General features: G+C 59.7%; 17 protein-coding genes and 3 tRNA genes. 4 read left to right on the top strand and 16 right to left on the bottom strand.

The genetic code is table 11. The features are described from left to right. Positions 1 to 35: 35 nt before the first annotated feature. The 10 genes from SFLMC1_RS05285 to rpsF form a co-directional block, all read right to left on the bottom strand. Positions 36 to 995, bottom strand: coding sequence for a hypothetical protein (locus SFLMC1_RS05285; protein WP_152074435.1), 960 nt, complete (start codon positions 993 to 995; stop codon positions 36 to 38). Positions 996 to 1014: 19 nt separating this feature from the next. Continuing rightward, a complete protein-coding gene (locus tag SFLMC1_RS05290; protein WP_152074434.1) occupies positions 1015 to 2784 on the bottom strand; it encodes an ABC transporter ATP-binding protein in 1770 nt (589 codons plus the stop codon). Between the two features lie 248 nt (positions 2785 to 3032). After that, positions 3033 to 3728 (bottom strand): NUDIX domain-containing protein, encoded by a 696-nt coding sequence (locus tag SFLMC1_RS05295; RefSeq protein ID WP_152074433.1) that lies wholly within the window; start codon positions 3726 to 3728, stop codon positions 3033 to 3035. Between the two features lie 21 nt (positions 3729 to 3749). Beyond that, positions 3750 to 5054, bottom strand: a complete 1305-nt coding sequence (purD, locus tag SFLMC1_RS05300; protein ID WP_152074432.1) for a phosphoribosylamine--glycine ligase — start codon at positions 5052 to 5054, stop codon at positions 3750 to 3752. Positions 5055 to 5174: 120 nt separating this feature from the next. After that, positions 5175 to 6461 (bottom strand): adenylosuccinate synthase, encoded by a 1287-nt coding sequence (locus SFLMC1_RS05305; RefSeq protein ID WP_152074431.1) that lies wholly within the window; start codon positions 6459 to 6461, stop codon positions 5175 to 5177. A gap of 93 nt (positions 6462 to 6554) precedes the next feature. Next, the gene (gene dnaB, locus SFLMC1_RS05310) at positions 6555 to 7952 is read right to left on the bottom strand and encodes a replicative DNA helicase (RefSeq protein ID WP_152074544.1); all 1398 of its coding nucleotides are present in this window, start codon (positions 7950 to 7952) and stop codon (positions 6555 to 6557) included. Between the two features lie 218 nt (positions 7953 to 8170). Next, the gene (rplI, locus tag SFLMC1_RS05315) at positions 8171 to 8710 is read right to left on the bottom strand and encodes a 50S ribosomal protein L9 (RefSeq protein WP_152074430.1); all 540 of its coding nucleotides are present in this window, start codon (positions 8708 to 8710) and stop codon (positions 8171 to 8173) included. 15 nt (positions 8711 to 8725) lie between these two features. Then, positions 8726 to 8992, bottom strand: a complete 267-nt coding sequence (gene rpsR, locus SFLMC1_RS05320; RefSeq protein ID WP_006235829.1) for a 30S ribosomal protein S18 — start codon at positions 8990 to 8992, stop codon at positions 8726 to 8728. Between the two features lie 72 nt (positions 8993 to 9064). Further along, positions 9065 to 9520, bottom strand: coding sequence for a single-stranded DNA-binding protein (locus tag SFLMC1_RS05325; protein WP_117773648.1), 456 nt, complete (start codon positions 9518 to 9520; stop codon positions 9065 to 9067). Between the two features lie 48 nt (positions 9521 to 9568). Next, the gene (gene rpsF / locus SFLMC1_RS05330; RefSeq protein ID WP_006235831.1) at positions 9569 to 9862 is read right to left on the bottom strand and encodes a 30S ribosomal protein S6; all 294 of its coding nucleotides are present in this window, start codon (positions 9860 to 9862) and stop codon (positions 9569 to 9571) included. 494 nt (positions 9863 to 10356) lie between these two features. On the opposite strand from rpsF, the gene SFLMC1_RS05335 reads away from it, so the two are divergent. Together SFLMC1_RS05335 and SFLMC1_RS05340 are read left to right on the top strand one after the other, a co-directional pair. Beyond that, a tRNA-Ser gene (locus SFLMC1_RS05335) sits at positions 10357 to 10447 on the top strand. Positions 10448 to 10495: 48 nt separating this feature from the next. Further along, a tRNA-Ser gene (locus SFLMC1_RS05340) sits at positions 10496 to 10586 on the top strand. A gap of 192 nt (positions 10587 to 10778) precedes the next feature. Here the strand turns inward: SFLMC1_RS05340 and SFLMC1_RS05345 are convergent. Then, positions 10779 to 11786, bottom strand: a complete 1008-nt coding sequence (locus tag SFLMC1_RS05345; protein WP_152074429.1) for a hypothetical protein — start codon at positions 11784 to 11786, stop codon at positions 10779 to 10781. 304 nt (positions 11787 to 12090) lie between these two features. On the opposite strand from SFLMC1_RS05345, the gene SFLMC1_RS05350 reads away from it, so the two are divergent. Further along, complete coding sequence (locus SFLMC1_RS05350) at positions 12091 to 12780, top strand: trimeric intracellular cation channel family protein (protein ID WP_226814276.1); 690 nt, start codon at positions 12091 to 12093, stop codon at positions 12778 to 12780. A 106-nt stretch (positions 12781 to 12886) separates the two neighbouring features. Continuing rightward, complete coding sequence (locus tag SFLMC1_RS05355; protein ID WP_152074428.1) at positions 12887 to 14032, top strand: polymer-forming cytoskeletal protein; 1146 nt, start codon at positions 12887 to 12889, stop codon at positions 14030 to 14032. Positions 14033 to 14151: 119 nt separating this feature from the next. On the opposite strand, the gene typA is transcribed toward SFLMC1_RS05355, so the two are convergent. The 5 genes from typA to SFLMC1_RS05380 all read right to left on the bottom strand — a co-directional run bounded on the left by typA (position 14152) and on the right by SFLMC1_RS05380 (position 17736). Beyond that, positions 14152 to 15990, bottom strand: coding sequence for a translational GTPase TypA (gene typA / locus SFLMC1_RS05360; RefSeq protein ID WP_117773644.1), 1839 nt, complete (start codon positions 15988 to 15990; stop codon positions 14152 to 14154). A gap of 117 nt (positions 15991 to 16107) precedes the next feature. Continuing rightward, positions 16108 to 16557 (bottom strand): hypothetical protein, encoded by a 450-nt coding sequence (locus SFLMC1_RS05365; RefSeq protein ID WP_152074427.1) that lies wholly within the window; start codon positions 16555 to 16557, stop codon positions 16108 to 16110. A gap of 30 nt (positions 16558 to 16587) precedes the next feature. Further along, positions 16588 to 16944, bottom strand: a complete 357-nt coding sequence (locus SFLMC1_RS05370) for a hypothetical protein (protein WP_152074426.1) — start codon at positions 16942 to 16944, stop codon at positions 16588 to 16590. Positions 16945 to 16974: 30 nt separating this feature from the next. Beyond that, positions 16975 to 17475: a bifunctional nuclease family protein gene (locus SFLMC1_RS05375; RefSeq protein WP_152074425.1), complete on the bottom strand. Its 501-nt coding sequence runs from the start codon at positions 17473 to 17475 to the stop codon at positions 16975 to 16977. A 184-nt stretch (positions 17476 to 17659) separates the two neighbouring features. Further along, positions 17660 to 17736: transfer RNA gene (locus SFLMC1_RS05380), tRNA-Ile, on the bottom strand. Positions 17737 to 17835 lie beyond the last annotated feature (99 nt).

Genomic DNA, 17835 nt, shown 5'->3' on the forward strand with positions numbered 1-17835 from the left:
GCGCGGGCACTTGGCTCACGCGGGATGATGGCGTCTTATTTATCCTGCTCCAGAAGATCGGACGGTGTGCGGTCGGGCTTGCCACCGCGGAAGATCTCGCGGCCGTGAAGGCGATGCTCCAGATCGCGTTCGGCCTTTTCTTCCGTGATCTTGGTCTGGCTTACCGCCGGGTCCTCAATCAGCGACGACACCGAGTTCACCTGCTTTTGGATGCGCTCGGCAATCGTGTCGTCCATGCTCACGATACGCATCTTCCAGTCGATGCTCGTGGCATTTGACGAGCTCTTGGTCCACACGAACGTCAGAATGGCGCTCTGATGGCCCTGCGCGGGAAACATGCCAAAGAAAGAGTCGTGCTGGATCTTGCTGTCCTCGTCGATATAGGCGTGCACGTTATACACCACGCGGTCGATCTTATCGTTGAGCAACGCGTTGGTCGCAAGCGCCGCAGCCTGAATCTGCCCGTTGGACAGCAGCTCGAGCTCGTTGGCAGAAGACGTGTCCAGCACCGTCACCTCTACCGTGCCCGTACGCTCATCGGCCTCATCGACGGTAAAGTCGAGCGGGAACTGCGTAAAGCCGTTACCCCACTCAAGGCCGCCCTTCAGTGCCGTGGAAACGGTATCGACCGAAACGCTCTCGGACAGGTTGGCAGTGTTCAAGCGGCGCATCACGCCGTAGCCGATCTGCATGCCCACGATCAGTACCAGGATGCCAATGACCACGGCCATGGCGGTCTTCGTAATGGTATGGCTCACCTGCGAGCCCGAAGGGTCGTCCTCGGACAGCGGGTCGATCTGCTTTGTCTGGCTTGCGCGATCTTCGCTGCGAAGCTGCGCCAGCGCCGCCTTGTCGCCGCGCTTGGTCGCAGCCTCTTTTTCGCGCATGCGCTCGGTGCGCTTTTTGGCAAGCGTCGGATCCAAAACGCCGGATGCGTCGATCTCGGAGAATAACTCCGTCACTTCTTCCGGAGTCAAAGGGTTCTTCTCAGCCATATACTTCCTGTCATATCAATCAGTCGAGCTCGTGCGCACGCGCACCTTCGAACTGCATTCGATAGTAACGGGCATAGGTGCCGCCACGGGCGAGAAGCTGCTCGTGCGTACCACGTTCCACAACGCGACCATGCTCGACGGTCGCAATCTCGTCGGCATGTTTAATGGTCGAGAGACGGTGGGCGATGATGATCGTGGTGCGACCGCGCGCTAGGCGCTCGAGCGACTCCTGCACCGCTTCCTCGCTCTCGTTATCCAAGGCGCTCGTCGCCTCGTCCAGGATCAGGATCTTGGGGTTCTTGAGAAACACGCGCGCGATGGCTACGCGTTGCTTCTGGCCACCCGAAAGACGGCTGCCGCGCTCGCCCACGACCGTGTCGTAGCCCTGCGGCAGCGACTCGATGAAGGCATCGATATTGGCACGGCGGGCGGCCTCGGCGACCTCTCCTGCCGTGGCGCCCGGCTTGCCGTAGGCGATGTTCTCGCCAATCGTACCGTCAAACAGGTAGACATCCTGCTGCACGAGGCCAATAGCGCGGCGCAGACTCTGTTGCGTCACGTCGCGCACGTCCTGGCCGTCGATGCTAATGGATCCGGAAACCACGTCGTAAAAGCGCGGCAGCAGCGAACACGTTGTGGACTTGCCACCGCCCGAGGGGCCAACCAGGGCAATGGTCCGTCCGGGCTTGATGGACAGATCCATATGGTCGATCACGGGACGAGCCTCTTCGCCGCTGCTCAGCTCAACATCCTCGTAGCTAAAGCACACGTCGCGATATTCAACCGCGCCAGCCGTCACCTGCAGGTCCGTGGCATCCGGCTTGTCCTGGATATCCGGGGCGGTCGAAAGCACCTCGTCCATGCGCTTAAAGCCGGCAATGGCCTTCTGATACGTCTCAGCTGAGTTCACAAGCGTCTCGAGCGGGGTGCAGAACAGTGAAATGTAGAGCGCGAAGGTCGCCATATCGACCGCCTGCAGCTGTCCCCGGGCCACCAGCCAACCGCCGAGCAGCACCACGATCACGTACAACACGCCCGAGAGCAGGCCATACGTCGCAGTGTAGACGCCCATGGCGTGATACATATTCTCCTTGGACGAAAGATAGCGGTCGTTAGAGGCACGGAACTTGAAGCGCTCAGCTTCCTCGTTCGCAAAACTCTTGACTACGCGCATGCCTGCCAGCGAATCCTGCAGCTGAGCATTAATACCACTGATCTTTTTGCGGTTGTCGCTAAAGACCTCGCGCATGCGCATGTTCTGCCATAACATGATGACCGCAAACGCCGCCGTCACCACGGCCATGGCAAGCGCCAGCGCCGGGGCAATAGCAAAGAGGATCACAAACGAGCCGACGATCTCGATGCCGCAGATGATAATCCACTCGGGCACGTGGTGGGCCGCCTCGCAGATATCGAACAGGTCGTTGACCACGCGGCTCATCATGTCACCCGAGCTGTTGCGATCGAAGTACGCAAAGCCAAAACGCTCGTACTGATCGAACAGGTCCTCGCGCATCTTGGACTCCATGCGCGCGCCCATTACGTGGCCCCAGTAACTCACAAAGTAGCGACAGGCGCAACGGATGGCATACATCAGTACCAGGCCAACCGCGATTATACCGAGCGCCTGCATAATAGCAGCCTGACCCTGGGTAAAGAGCCCGCCGGTCAGATTGCGCAGAATAATGGGAAACGCCAGGTCAATGGCGGCAAGCACCAGAGCGCAAACAGTATCGGCAACAAAAAGCCCCATCTGGGGCTTGTAATAAGACAAAAACCTTCTAAACATGCAGTCCTCGGGGGGTAAATAAGTAGCGTGAGAAATCCGGTTGAACCGTTCGGGCTGAAAACAAAGCGTCCCAACAAGCATAAAGCCGATGTTCTGGCAGCGTCAGCGAAAACGTCCCTAAGCGAGCAAGGTGCCTTGAAAGAGGAGCGACGCGTACTTCGGTACGCGAGCGACGATTGAAAGGCAGATTGCTGCTTAGGGGCGTTTGCAGCGTCGACTCGTTACGCGGTTTGGTAAAACCGCGTAACCTAGAGCTCAGAACCACCCAAGCGGTGCGCGATGCTATCGCAAGCCAAGGCGCCCACGACGGTCTTGGCGTCTTCGATCTTGCCGTCGAGCACGGCGTCGATCAGCTCGTGCAGCGGCACGAGGTCCACGTTGACGAACTCGTCGTCATCGGGGTTGGGTGCATCGAACTCGAGCTTGGTGGCCAGGTAGATGTGAATAATCTCGTCACAGAAGCCGCAGGTCGTGACGATCGATGTCAAAAAGCGAATGCGACCGGCCCTAAAGCCCGTCTCCTCGTGCAGCTCACGCTTGGCGCAATCGAGCGGATCCTCGCCCGGATCGAGCTTACCGGCGGGAATCTCGACCGTCACGCGGTCGATGGCGGTGCGATACTGACGCACCAGCACGATCTTGCCGCTCTCGGTAAGCGCCACGACGGCCGCCGCGCCCGGATGTCGAATCACATCGCGGGCGCTGCGGTGACCGTTGGGCAGCTCAACCTCAAGACGGTGGACGTCGAGGATCTTGCCCTTCCAGGCGCACTCCTCCGAAAGAATCTTCTCGTGCAACTCGGCATCGTGCGGGTCGTCATCGCCCAGCACCAGCATCGGCTCGTCGACAACCTCACCACCCGGCTCGTCCTCGGCGTGTCCGTACGCGCGGCTATCTTCCTCGACGATCTGCGCGTCCACGAGCTCTTCGTTCTTCTCGTCCATCCGTCTCATCCCTCTCGGACTTTAGGCATCCCAGGCGTCGCGGCCACGCAGCGCGCGCAGACCGATGTCATGACGCAGGGTCTTGCCCTCAAAATCAATCTTCTCGCAGGCCTCGTAGGCAAGGTTGCGAGCGTTCTCGAACGTGTCGCCCAGCGCGGTCACGGCAAGCACTCGGCCACCGTTGGTCACGAGCTGACCGTCCACCACGGCGGTGCCGGCATGGTACACGGTCACGTTCTCCATGGCCTCGGCGTCGGCGATGCCGGTGATGACTTTGCCCTTCTCGTAGCTGCCGGGGTAGCCCGCGCTCGTCAGGACAACAGCCACGGCCCACTCGTCACGCCAATCGAGCTCAATCTGATCAAGCTCGCAGTTGGCGCAGGCGAGCATAACCTCGACCAGGTCGTTCTTGAGGCGCGGCAGCACGACCTGCGTCTCGGGGTCGCCAAAGCGGGCGTTGAACTCCAGCACCTTGGGGCCGGCGGGGGTGAGCATAAAGCCGCCGTACAGGCAGCCACGGTAGTCGATGCCCTCGGCAGCGAGCTCGGCCACGGTCTGCTCCATGACCGCCACCATGGTGGCGTGCTCCTCGTCGGTCACGATGGGCACCGGGCTGTAGACGCCCATGCCGCCGGTGTTGGGGCCAAGGTCGCCCTCGAGCGCACGCTTGTGATCCTGCGAGGTGGCCATGGGACGCACGGTCTTGCCGTCGGTAAAGGCCAGCAGCGAGCACTCGGGGCCGGTCAGCATCTCCTCGATGACCACGGTATTGCCGGCATCACCAAAGGTGCCGCCAAAGCACTCGCGCACGGCCTCCTCGGCCTGCGAAAGCTCAGTCGCCACGATAACGCCCTTGCCGGCGGCCAGGCCGTCAGCCTTCACGACCAGCGGGGCACCCTGCTCGCGCACATAGGCAAGAGCCGAAGCCTCGTCAGTAAACGAGCCGTAGGCGGCCGTCGGGATGCCGGCGCGCTCCATGAGCTGCTTGGAGAACAGCTTAGAGCCCTCCATCTGGGCACCCTCGGCACCCGGGCCAAAGCACGGGATACCCGCCGCGCGGACGGCATCGGCCACGCCCGCCACGAGCGGAGCCTCGGGGCCAATCACCACGAGTCCGCATCCGTGGCTCTGGGCAAACGCCGCCACGGCCGCAGGATCGCAGTCGTCGAGAACCACGTTCTCGCCGCAGCTCGCGGTGCCGCCGTTACCCGGCGCGATGTAGAGCTTGCCGGCGCGCGGTGATGCTGCGAGCTTGGCTGCCAGAGCATGCTCGCGGCCGCCGCTGCCCAACAACAGGATGTCGATGGTTTGAGTGTCCGCCTTCAAGGGTGCCTCCTCTATGGATGAACGGCCCGCCAACCAAGCGGGCCCATTACAAGCAAATATACCCCTCAGCCGCCCATCCGGGCTGCGAAGGGGTATATCGCAATAACCAAATAGTGCCGATTACTTCCAGAATCGGTTGATGATCTGCTCGCGACCGGCGCCGACGCCGATAAAGGTCACGCGGGTGTGTGCCAGATCCTCAATAAACGCCACGTAGTCCTGAGCCTCCTGCGGCAGCTCATCAAAGCTGCGGCAGCCGGTGATGTCGCACTTCCAGCCCGGGAGCTCCTCGTAGATGGGCTTGGCATGCTCAAAGCGCACTTGGTGCTCGGGCACGCTCGTGTAGCGCTCGCCATCGACGTCATAGGCAACGCACACCTTAATGGTGTCGAAGGCCGAAAGCACGTCGAGCTTGGTCAGGGCGATATCGGTGAGACCGTTGACGCGCGAGGCGTAGTTGGCGATGGGACCATCGAACCAACCGCAGCGACGGCGACGGCCGGTGGTCACGCCGTACTCATAGCCTTCCTCGGTCAGCGTATGGCCGGCCTCGGACTCATAGGAAAGCTCGGTGGGCATAGGACCCGAACCGACGCGGGTGATATAGGCCTTCATGACGCCCAGCACGCGGTCGACGTTCTTCATACCGACGCCAGAGCCGGTGATAGCGCCGCCGGCGGTGCAGTTGGAAGACGTCACGTACGGATAGGTGCCGTGGTCGATGTCGAGCAGCGTCGCCTGGGCGCCCTCAAACAGCAGGTCCTTGCCCTCGTCGATCATGTTATTGAGCAGCAGGCTCGTCTCGGTGATGTAGGGGCGCAGGCGCTCGGCCATGGGCAGGTACTCATCGCAGATCTGGTCCACGGTGTAGGTGGGCAGGTTGTAGATGAGCTCGAGCTCGGGATTCACGCGGGCAAGGGCGGTCTCCAGCTTGTCGCGGAACAGCTCCTCGTCCAGCATGTCCTGCATGCGCAGGCCGATGCGGGCCATCTTGTCCTGGTAGCACGGTCCGATGCCGCGCTTGGTGGTACCGATGTTCTTCTTGCCGAGCTTCTGCTCAAAGGCGCCATCCAGATCGATGTGGTACGGCATGATGACATGCGCGTTGCCACTGATCTTGAGGTTCTTGGTGGTGATGCCGTCGGCCTCGAACATGTCAATCTCCTCAAGGACAACCTTGGGGTTGACGACGCAGCCGTTACCGATCACCGACACGTGGTCGGAATACATGATGCCGGAGGGCACCTGGTGCAGGCCGTACTTCTTGCCGTTGACGACGATGGTGTGGCCGGCGTTATTGCCGCCCGAAAAGCGCACGACGGCATCGAAGTCGCCGGCGACCAGGTCGCAGATCTTACCCTTGCCCTCATCGCCCCACTGGGCACCGACCAAAACGGTTGACGGCATGTTTACTCCTTACATTCATGGACTGTCTACGCGCCACGCTGGCACGTAGAAGCACAAAACATTCCCAGTATACCCGTGCAACGGGCGCCTGTCCTACTCCTCGGTATGCGCCCCATCAAGCTCATAGAACTTGGTGGATGCCGGCAGGAACATCAGGTCGACGTCACCGATCGGGCCCGAACGGTTCTTGGCCACAACGATACGCGTGACGCCCTCGTCGGGTCGATCGTCACGAGAGGCTTCGGCCTCATCGGCGGAGCGGTCCAAGAACATAACGATGTCGGCGTCCTGCTCGATGGAGCCCGATTCACGCAGGTCGGACAGCTGCGGGCGCTTGCCGGTACGGGACTCGACCTGACGCGACAGCTGCGACAGCGCGATCAGCGGAATCTTGAGCTCCTTGGCCATGATCTTCAGACCACGCGACATCTCGGAGACCTCGACGGTACGGCTCTCGGAGCGACGTCCCGGCGGAGGGCTCACCAGCTGCAGGTAGTCCAGGATGATGATGGCCTTTTCCTTGTTGTGGAGCATGCGGCGGCTCTTGGCGCGGATCTCGGTCACCGTAGTGCCGGGCGTATCGTCAATCAGGATATCGAGCTTGGACAAAGTCTGCGTGGCCTCGTTGATATTGGCCCACTGCTCGGGGCTAATGCGCCCCGTACGGAAATCGCTGATCGAGATCATGGCGTAGGCGCAAATCAGGCGCTGGGCAATTTCCTTGCCCGACATCTCCAGCGAATAGAATCCGACGGTATAGCCCGCAGCGGCGGCATTCAGTGCCAGGTTCAGAGCGAACGACGTCTTACCCACGGCAGGGCGGGCGCCGATAATGATGAGCTGGCCCTCGCGAAAGCCCATGAGCATACGGTCGAGTGACGGAAAGCCGGTGGGCACGCCCGCCGCCTGTCCACCGGCCTGGCACACTTCCTCGGCCTCGTTATAGGCCTCGACCATAAACTCGGTCAGCGTCTTGTAGCTCGACTTGACCTCGCGTGCCGTGACCTTGAGCAGCTTGCTCTCGGCCAGCTCCACGACCTCTTTGGTGTCGGTAGGGGCGTTATAGGCCAGCGCGTTGATCTCGTTGGTGGCGCCGATCAGCTCACGCAGCATCGAATCGCGGCGAACGATGGCGGCATGGTGCTGCCAGTTCACGAGCGACAGGGTCTGACCCATCAGCTCCAAAATGTAGGCCTCGCCGCCCACGGCATCAAGCTTGTTGATGCTGCGCAGGTAATCGATCAGCGAGATAGAGTCGATGGGAATGCGGCTGTTGTACATATCGACCATCGCGGTGTAGATGGTCTTATGAATGGGCCGGTAGAAGTCATCGGGCTGCAGCTCGACCTGGGCCTCCTCGACCACCTCGGGCGATAGCAGCATAGCGGCCAGTACGTTGGCCTCTGCATCTTGGTTTTGGGGAAGACCCAACTTGGAGCCACGGTCCTCGACCGTCAGCCCCGTCTCCCTATCGTCGTATGCCATGAGCATCCTCATTCATATCGCTTGCGAGCATCCATGGTATCAGCCACGGTCCCAAAACGGGCCGCGCTCCGGCAATCATCACCGAACGAAACGGATGAACGGTCCCGCATTTGGGACTTCACCGCAACGCCTGCCATGGCGCTCGCTGAGCGTAGAAAACAAAAGGGCGCCCTGGTCTCCCAGAGCGCCCTTCTTAGAACAAGATTGTTGCGTTGCAGCAAATGCTACTCGGCAGCAGCCTCAGTCTCGACCTCGGCGGTCTCGGCCTCGGCGACCTCAGTGGCCTCCTCAGCCTCAGCCTCGGCAGCGAGGTCCTCGGCGGTAACGCCAACGAGAACGACAACCTCGGCCTTGATCTCGCGGTACAGCGAGATGGCAACGGTGTGGGCACCGGCAACCTTGATGGGCTTACCGAGCTCGACGCGCTTGCGGTCGATGTCCATACCGAGCTGAGCCTTGATGGCGTCAGCGATCATAGCGGCGGTAACGGAGCCAAAGAGGATGCCCTCGTCGCCGACCTTGACGTCAACGGTGACCGTCTTGCCCTCGAAGGCAGCCTTGGTCTCGTTGGCGGTAGCCAGACGGACGGCCTCGCGCTTGGCGATGTTGTTGCGACGCTCGTCAAGCTGCTTGAGGTTGCCCTTGGTGGCGGCAACAGCGAGCTTCTTGGGGAACAGGAAGTTCTCAGCGTAACCCTGAGCGACCTCTACGACGTCACCCTCGCCGCCCTTGCCCTTGATCTCATCGAGAAGAATAACCTTCATGATGCGTCTCCCTTCTTAGCCGCGGTCGCGGTTGCCACGAGAGGAAACCACGGGGACGGTGTACGGCAGGAGAGCCATCTCGCGGGCGCGCTTGATGGCGTTGGCGATGTCATGCTGATGCTGCGTGCAAGCGCCAGTGACGCGACGGGGCTTGATCTTGCCACGGTCGGTCATGTACTTACGGAGAAGCTGAGTGTCCTTATAGTCGATGAACTCAGTGTTCTCCTTGCAGAACTGGCAGTACTTACGACGCGGCTGACGTGCAGAAAAATCATTAGCCATGTCAAAATACCTTTCGTTTGGCAACTTCGGAGAACCGAAGCCGCCTCTCACTCAAAAATAGGTGAACAGCCCTTAAAACGGGATGTCCTCATCGTAGACGTCGACCGCGGGCGGCGTAGCCACCGGTGCGGCAGGACGCGGTGCGGGCGCCGCAGGGGCTGCGGGGGCGTAACCGCCCTGATCGTAGCCACCCTGGCCACCACGGGAGCTCATAAACTCGATCTCATCGACGATGACCTCAAGCTTGCTCCGGCGCTGGCCGTCGCGCTCCCAAGAGCTGTAGCGCAGCTTGCCCTCGATCGCGACCTTGTTTCCCTTTGCCAGGAAACGGCTCACGGCCTCGGCGCGCGTGCCGAACATAGTGCAGTCGACAAAGTTGGGATAGTCCTCCCACTCGCCAGTCTGCGGGTTGCGGCGACGATCGTTCACGGCGACGCCAAAGGACAGAACCTGGGTTCCGCCGGCAGTGGCGCGCAGCTCGGGATCACGCGTGAGGTTACCGGTGATGTTCACTCGATTGATGCTCATAACTCACTACTTCCTCTTGGGGCACAAGCCCAGTCCAAAACGACAGTCTTACTCCTGGTCGTCGCGACGGACGATCATGTGGCGGACCACGGCGTCGGTGATGCGCAGGACGCGATCAAGCTCGGCGATCTGGGTAGGATCTGCGTGGAAGTTGATGAGGGTGTAGTCACCATCGGTGAGGTCGTTGATCTCGTAGGCGAGCTTGCGCTTGCCCCACTCGTCAACGGAGTCGACCTTGCCAGCGCCCTCAGCGATCGTGGTATCGATACGCTTCATAACAGCGAGACGAGTCTCGGGGTCGAGCGACGGGTCAACAAAGAACAGCAGTTCATAAGCCTTCATATTGTCACCTCCTCTGGGCAAATGTGGCTTCAGGTCGTGAAGGTGCGCCTGAAGCAGGAAAAGACTTGGTAATAATATCTTTCAACCTCCCAGGCTGCAAGAATATGCAGCTACAACCTCATGACCTCCACATATGTCCATACTCACACGGCACTTCATGCGTCTTCCAACCAAATGCCGACCAAATGCTTGACGGATCTGTGGACAAGATACGGCGCTGCGGGGACAAACCAAATCAAACCACAGGTCAGCACTTGCAAAGCTGTGGTCGCGAAATGCATACCAGTGGTTCGCAACACCGTTCAGCGATTTTTAAAATTGCTGTCACGTCGTATATAAATACCCATTTTGAACAATTTGCCGCATGCAGCCATGCTGGCCAGAGCCCGTTTTTGGCCTCCTGGATCCCGTCACGAAGCCAAGCGTTTCAAAAAATGCCAACTTTTCTGTTTGCACTTTGCAATTCCTCGTGTATACTGACTTTCGCATTTAACGGAGAGTTGTCCGAGTGGCCGAAGGAGCACGATTGGAAATCGTGTAGGCGTCAAAAGCGTCTCCAGGGTTCAAATCCCTGACTCTCCGCCAGTTAATTCCAAAGCAGGCCTTCGAGCCTGCTTTGTTTTTACCCCACGCGGAGGGGTGGCAGAGTGGTTGAATGCGGCGGTCTCGAAAACCGTTTGGCCTGTATAAGGTCACGAGGGTTCGAATCCCTCCTCCTCCGCCATTTTGATTGAGAAAGCTCCCAGCAACGGGAGCTTTTTTTGTTATTGAGTCATGTTCAATCACATACGGCGGAGGAGGAGGGATTCGAACCCGCCCCTCCCTCAAAAACATGTACGTCACCCTCCAAAACCGACATTTTTCAACATCTTTGAAGGCTGACGTACACATTTGGATTGAGCTCACGAGAGTGGCACTATTCGGAAGGTGTCTCCTCGTCTCGCACGCCTTTCCAGTTGCGGATAAGTGCCTTGCGCAGTTCGTTTTGTTTTCTCTGGTACCTGGTGTCGGTACAGCGAGGCATGCCGAGTGCTTCGCGGATGTTGTTCATGGCGCGGTGAAAGGCGAGCTGACTGCTGAACTGAGCCGAAGTGAGCGTAACGATTCGATATCCCATTTGGGAGAGAACAGCCTCTCGTTCCGCATCCGCTCCCTTGCGCTCGACCTCGTCGTGAAAACCGCCCTTATATTCGATACCGAGCTCCCTACGCTTGTAGGTAACGAGCGCATCGATTTTGAGCGTTCGAGCTTTGGCGCAATGCCAGAGACGTTGAGGGATCTCGAGCGGTTTGTTGAGTTCGATACCTCGAATGCCAACGCCGCCTTCGCTTGTTGGGAGCGAGAGGGCGATTGCCGAAGCGGTCTCCATAGGCGAGGCTGAATGATCGTAGATGTGCCTGAGCGCGAGCCGTGCACGTGTGGCACCGGGTTTGCCGGGGTGCCGATCGAGCAGTTCGGTTATTTCATTCTTGGAGGTGGCGGCTGGTTGCTCGGTATAAGAGTCGGCGGGATTGAGCCTCATGCGATAATCGCCGCAAACTTCATAGCCATATTCGAGATATTCGATCCTATCCATCCACTCGGCAGCGAGCACGAAGGTGAAGGCTTCGTCGATGATGAAGATTCCGGGCGTCAACTCGTCAATATGCTCGTAGGGAAGATTTTGTCCAAGAATGTGGCAAATGACGCCTTTGGTGCGAATTCGCTCGAATTCGAATACAACCGAAATATCGATAGTCTTGAGCATATCGGACGGAATGCCGCAGTCGGTAAGGGCCTGTCGTATGCGCGCAACGCGTTGCTGGGTGGAGATGCCTCGTGCGCCTATCTGGTAGTCGTGCCGTGCAAGAGACTGAACCAAATTCTGGGGTGCATGATGGACAAGCCATGCGGTTTTATGCGAAATGAGAACAGGGGTATCCACTGAGGGCCTCTCGCTCTGAGCCGGTATCCAACTCTTATGTCCGTTGAAGTGGGAAAATATACCGGATGCGAGTAAATCAATCCACTCATGCTGTGAGCTCAATCCAAACATGTACGTCAGCCTCCAAAGATGTCGAAAAATGTCGTTTTTGGAGGGTGACGTACATGTTTTGGACCCCTGGCATCCCAGCAATGCCACGCCAGCATCCGCTGCCGACCGTTTGCCGAGGAATGAGGACGCGATGCCCGCCAACCATGTACTATGTACGGGCATTGTCTAAACTCGCAATCAGAAGGATTCCATCTTGCCCGTCGTCGCCGCTTTGACCGTTACCTCACATGCCTCGGATGCCATGGTCGCTATCCCCTTTTGGCTCGAGATGTTCGCTGTTGTCGCGGCATCGATCTCGGGCGTGCTGGTCGCGCGCGCCCACAAGCTCGACCTGGTGGGCGCGGTCGCGCTCGCGGTGGTCTGCGGTCTGGGCGGCGGTCTTTTACGCGACATGACACTGCAGGTGGGCAACGTCTACATCCTCAACCAGCCGATGGCACTGCCGCTTTCCATTGCCACGGCAGCCATCATCTACATCTTCCCGGCAATCGTCGATAAACCCGAGAAACTCATTCCCCTGCTCGACATCCTCTCGGTCGGCATCTATGCGGCAACCGGCGCGGACAAGGCACTGGTCTACGGATTTGCACCCGTCGTTTGCATTATGATGGGCTTCTTCACCGCGGTGGGTGGCGGCATGTTGCGCGACGGCTTTATGGGCGTGGTTCCGGGTATTTTCCAACGCACTAACTTTTATGCCATCGCGGCCATCGCCGGATCGGCAAGCTATGTATGCCTCGTCATGAGCGGACTCGTCAGCAACATCACCGCCCTCATCGTGTGCGTCGCGGTGACCATGGGTCTGCGTTGGCTGTCGCTGCGTTTTGACATCAAAAGCCCCACCGAAGAAGACATCGCGCGGTTCTTGCATCGCAAAAAGTAGACAGCGCGGCACGACCCTTCGAAATGCAACCGAGAGGTTCTTTTAGAGCGCCCGCGCGTTGGGTACCCTGTTAGATACATGTCGAGTATCTAACGAAGGATTCACTATGCCTTGCAACCTAGAACCGTCGTCCCGGTGCCGTAAAGCGCAGGCCCGCATCGGGCTCCTATTCGCACTGATCGCGCTTGCGCTGACCGCACTTCCCACGGCGTCATTCGCCGGCACAGACACCGCCGGCAACGTACTCGCAACCGAAGTTGACTCGAATCCATCTGGCGTCGAGGGCGACCTGTACTGGGCCGGCCAAAGCCTTAACCTGGACGATACCTCTATCGACCGCGATATTATCGCGGCAGGCGACAGCCTATCGATTCGCGACTGCACCGTAGGCGGCGCCATTCGCCTGGCGGCGCGCACTATCGATATCTCCAAAACCGTAATCGATGGCAGTGTGACGGTAGCCGGTCAGCATGTCGTGCTCAACACCGGTAGCACCGCCAACTGTTTTTACGCGCTGGGCGAGACAGTGGCCCTGCGCGGCTCTGCCAAGTCGGCAGCGCTCGCAGGCAGTACAGTAACCATCGACGGCACCGTCGATGGCAATGTCGAGGTCTGGGCCGACAAACTCATCCTAGGCAAAAACGCCCGCATCACCGGTACCGTGAGCGCGCATGTTTCCGAGGACCCCGAGCGCGCCGCAGGAGCCGAGGTCGGCGCGCTCAAGATCGACCGCACCGAGAACGAGGATACTTCCACCGTTAACGATGTCATCGGCGGTATCGTCGCCGCGGCACTCTCGACCTGCTTCATCGCCCTGTTGCTCGAGCTCATCTTTCCACGTGCGACCGCCAGCGCCGGCGGGATGCTCCACCAGCGCCCCACGCCCCTGTGGATGAGCGGTCTTCTGGGCACGGTAGCCATTGTCCCTGCCGTATTGTTGCTGATTATCTCGATTGCCGGCCTGTCGCTTGCCGGAACCCTCTTGTGCGGCGTCATCGGCATCGCGTTGGTGTCGAGTGCCTTTGCGGGGTGCGCGATCGCTCGCATGGTCGGACATAACCAGAACCGCTACGCCATGGCAGCCGTGGGTGGCATCGCCGCGGGCGCGCTTACGGCAATCCCCCTCGTAGGCGATTTCATCAGCGGCGTAGCCTTCGTCTTTACACTCGGCTACATCATCCAAATCATCTGGCGCAACGCCCACCTCAAGCCGCAGCAAGCCTCCAACACGCCAGGACTCCCCACCGCCTAGGCGCCAACCACCACAAAAGCAACCCCCACAAAAGGGCCAGGCACCTTTGTGGGGGTGCAAAAGGGCGCCGACCATCGTGGTCGGCGCCCTTTCTTATTGGCGGTTGCAAGCCCCAGCGCTTATTTGTTGACCTGACCGGCGCGAACGGCAGCCTTCTTGCGGTCGGTGGCGTTGAGCAGACGCTTGCGCAGGCGGATGTTCTTGGGAGTGATCTCCACCAGCTCGTCGTCGGCGATGTACTCCAACGCCTCTTCCAGAGAGAAGGTGCGAGGCGGCACTAACTGCACAGAGATGTCGGAGGTGGAGGAACGCTGGTTGCCCAGGTTCTTGGTACGAGCGATATTGACGACCATGTCGCCGGCCTTGCTGCGCTCGCCCACGATCATGCCCTCGTAGCACTCGGTGCCCGGCTCAACGAACAGCTGCCCGCGCTCCTGCAGCGTGCCCAGAGCGTAGGCAACGGCCTTCTCGGTGGTCATGGAGATCATGGCGCCGTTCTGACGGTTGCCGATCTCGCCGGCGTAGGGACCGTACTCCAGGAAGGTGTGGTAGAACACGCCCTCGCCGTGGGTGACGTTCATAATGCGGTTCTTAAGGCCCATGATGCCGCGCGTCGGGATCTTGAACTCAAGGTGCGTCACGATGCCCGAGGTATCCATGCTCGTCATGATGCCACCGGAGGTACCGAAGACCTCAACGACCTTGCCCGAGTACTCGTCCGGGCACTCGACAACAGCCTGCTCGACAGGCTCCAGCTTGTTACCGTTCTCGTCCTTCTTAAACAGAACGCGGGGACGGCCGACCTGGAACTCAAAGCCCTCGCGGCGCATGGACTCCATCAGAACGGACAGGTGCAGAATGCCGCGGCCAGAGACCTCGACGCCGCTCTTGTCCTCGAGCTCCTCGATCTTCATGGTCACGTTGTTCTCGGCCTCGTTGAACAGGCGCTCCTTGAGCTGACGGGCACCCACGATGTCACCGTCACGGCCGACGAGCGGGGAGGTCGACGCCTCAAAGACGATGGACAGGGTCGGCGGGTCGATCTCGATGGGCTCGAGCTCGACGGGGTTCTCGGGGTCGGTGTAAACATCGCCGATATCAGTGCGCTCAATACCCACGACGGCGGCGATATCGCCGGCGCCGACTTCCTGGCACTCGGTGCGGCCCAGGTAGTCGAAGGTAAAGAGCTGCTTGACGGTAGCGGTGGCGCTGGAGCCGTCGTTCTTGACGACCAGAATCTGATCGCCCTGGTGAATGGTGCCGGAGTACACGCGACCGATACCGATACGGCCGACGAAGTTGGAGTGGTCGATGGTCACGCACTGCATGGCCAGCGGGGCGTTCTCGTCAACCTCGGGCGCGGGCATGTCGTCGATAATCATATCGAGCAGCGGATACATGTCCATGTTGCCGTCGTTGGGGTCAAGGCGGGCAAAGCCATTCATGGCGCTGGCGTAGACCACGTGCTCCATGGCGAACTCAAGCTGGTCGTCGGTGGCGCCCAGGTCGGCCATGAGGTCCAGGCAGTCGTTGTAGGCCTTCTCGGGGTTGGCGCCCGGACGATCGATCTTGTTGATGACGATCATGATCTTAAGGCCGGTGTCGATAGCGTGACGCAGCACGAAGCGGGTCTGGGGCATGGGGCCCTCAAAGGCGTCGACCAGCAGCAGGGCGCCGTCGGCCATACGCAGCACGCGCTCGACCTCGCCGCCAAAGTCGGCGTGGCCCGGGGTGTCGATGACGTTGATCTTGACGTCCTTGTACTCGATAGAGATGTTCTTGGCGAGAATCGTGATGCCGCGCTCGCGCTCCTGGTCGTTGGAATCCAGGACGCGGTCCTCGACCTGCTGGTTGGCACGGAAGGCGTCCGTGGCACGCAGGAGCTTATCGACCATCGTCGTCTTGCCGTGGTCGACGTGGGCGATGATGGCGATGTTCCTCAGATTGTCTACGCGCATGTAGTTCCCCTATCTTCTATCCATATACAAACGGCACGCGTATGCGACCCGCCCAGCAATACAACGCTCAGCGGGAATATAGAGCCTTTTACCGAAAACTCGTTTATTTTAGCGATTTTAGATGAGAGGGGTTTCCTCGCCTGCAGGTTCAGGGTCGCTCCACATAAAACCATCGCCGGTGCCCATGCCCTCATACAGCACATACGCCGAAAAGCCGCTCTCGAGCGTGGTCTCAAAGAAGCTCACGAGCAGAGCGTCGTGATAGCCGCCGTCAATCTCAACACAGCCGGTATAGCCGATGGCATAGCGAGAGATACGGCCCAGGCCCTCGTCCTTAAGGCCCATCTTGTGCTCGGAGATAAAGTTGGTGGCAGCCTCGAGGCACGCCTCTTCGCCGTCCTCGTCGAGTGCCGCCAGATAGCGGTTGGAAGCAGCATCCTCGATCGCCACAACTACGCCCGGATTCTCGCCGGCGGCAAGGTCGTCCAAGAACGCACCAATCAGGTCACACACCATGGCGTCGAGCTCGGCGGAGACGTTGCCGGCGCTCTGCATATCCTGTGCCATCTTTAGACCTTCCCATCGAATTCGGCGTCGTTACAGTTCTTGTGCCTCGGCAGCGATCTTGGCGGCAGCGTCGCGGGCGCGCATCATATCCATCGCGCGCTTGTCGAGCACCTTGATCTGGTTGGCCAGCATTACCGCATCGACCACACCCCAGATTACCAAGCCTGTTGAAATCGAAAACCCAAGCGCACCAACTGTACCACGAAGACGAGAGCAGATTGCCGCGACAAGGGCGGAGATGATAACCATCTTGATATAGGAGCCGCGGCGCTCGCGAAGTGTGCGGGCCTGCATCACATAGGCGATGCGAGCCGCTTCGGATGCCTCCGAGCGCATCTGGGCTTCGCGCGCGATGGCGGCCGCTTCAGTCGATACGCGGGTACCCATCAGCGACCTCTCCGCTCGCGTGCCAGACATTTAGAAATCATCGGGGGAGAGCGTATGGACGAACTCGTCGAACTTCTCGAACTCCTGCTCGTCGTCAACCTCCTCGGCATGGGCAGAAACGGTACCCAGGCGATTCATGATGTCGTCCTCCACAAACATGGGGGCATTGCTGCGCACGGCAAGGGCAATGGCGTCACTGGGGCGGGCGTCAACCTTGCGCTCGTCACCATCGACCAGCACGACAATCGTCGCATAGAACACCGGCGGCTCGGCACGAACAATCTCGATGCGCTCGAGCTTGGCGCCCAGGGCATCGACGGTGTCGAGCAGCAGGTCATGCGTTATCGGGCGCTCGGCGCGGGCGCTATCGATGCCACGGCTAATGGCCGCGGCCTCAAACGAGCCGGTCTGAATGGAAAGTGAACGCAGGGGTGCCGTCGAATCCGACTTGCCGCAGCGCTCGCGCAGCACGATAAGCGATGGCACGGGACCGGCGGCCATGACGATGGTCTCTATGTCGACACGAACCATGGAACACCTCCGGTACGTAGCGGTTAACACACGGCAGGGTCGCCGCATTGAATAGCTATACTACCCAATCTTTCGCCCAGCACACAAAATCAAAGTAGTTAATTTGGGACGGGGCTCTTTTGACTACTTTCGTTGGGTAAGAAAAAAGCCCCGAGGCAATGCCCCGGGGCTCTTCACGTTTTGATGGTGGACCTGACAAGATTCGAACTTGTGACCTCCCGGTTATCAGCCGGACGCTCTAACCAACTGAGCTACAGGTCCATCGCGCAAGGGATATATTAGACGAGTCGTTACGCGCGCGTCAACAACTTTTTTGAAAAACTTTGAAGGGTGCCCGCCGAGTGGGCGAGATGGGTTAGG

The sequence above is a fragment of the Collinsella aerofaciens genome (assembly GCF_901212495.1).
Lineage (GTDB): Bacteria > Actinomycetota > Coriobacteriia > Coriobacteriales > Coriobacteriaceae > Collinsella > Collinsella aerofaciens_H.

Bases quoted from the DNA above. Each gene is read 5' to 3' on its own strand.
- SFLMC1_RS05285 (WP_152074435.1), bottom strand. From the start codon at position 995: ATGGCTGAGAAGAACCCTTTGACTCCGGAAGAAGTGACGGAGTTATTC.
- SFLMC1_RS05290 (WP_152074434.1), bottom strand. From the start codon at position 2,784: ATGTTTAGAAGGTTTTTGTCTTATTACAAGCCCCAGATGGGGCTTTTT.
- SFLMC1_RS05295 (WP_152074433.1), bottom strand. From the start codon at position 3,728: ATGGACGAGAAGAACGAAGAGCTCGTGGACGCGCAGATCGTCGAGGAA.
- SFLMC1_RS05305 (WP_152074431.1), bottom strand. From the start codon at position 6,461: ATGCCGTCAACCGTTTTGGTCGGTGCCCAGTGGGGCGATGAGGGCAAG.
- dnaB (WP_152074544.1), bottom strand. From the start codon at position 7,952: ATGCTCATGGCATACGACGATAGGGAGACGGGGCTGACGGTCGAGGAC.
- rplI (WP_152074430.1), bottom strand. From the start codon at position 8,710: ATGAAGGTTATTCTTCTCGATGAGATCAAGGGCAAGGGCGGCGAGGGT.
- rpsR (WP_006235829.1), bottom strand. From the start codon at position 8,992: ATGGCTAATGATTTTTCTGCACGTCAGCCGCGTCGTAAGTACTGCCAG.
- SFLMC1_RS05325 (WP_117773648.1), bottom strand. From the start codon at position 9,520: ATGAGCATCAATCGAGTGAACATCACCGGTAACCTCACGCGTGATCCC.
- rpsF (WP_006235831.1), bottom strand. From the start codon at position 9,862: ATGAAGGCTTATGAACTGCTGTTCTTTGTTGACCCGTCGCTCGACCCC.
- SFLMC1_RS05355 (WP_152074428.1), top strand. From the start codon at position 12,887: ATGCCTTGCAACCTAGAACCGTCGTCCCGGTGCCGTAAAGCGCAGGCC.
- typA (WP_117773644.1), bottom strand. From the start codon at position 15,990: ATGCGCGTAGACAATCTGAGGAACATCGCCATCATCGCCCACGTCGAC.
- SFLMC1_RS05365 (WP_152074427.1), bottom strand. From the start codon at position 16,557: ATGGCACAGGATATGCAGAGCGCCGGCAACGTCTCCGCCGAGCTCGAC.
- SFLMC1_RS05370 (WP_152074426.1), bottom strand. From the start codon at position 16,944: ATGGGTACCCGCGTATCGACTGAAGCGGCCGCCATCGCGCGCGAAGCC.
- SFLMC1_RS05375 (WP_152074425.1), bottom strand. From the start codon at position 17,475: ATGGTTCGTGTCGACATAGAGACCATCGTCATGGCCGCCGGTCCCGTG.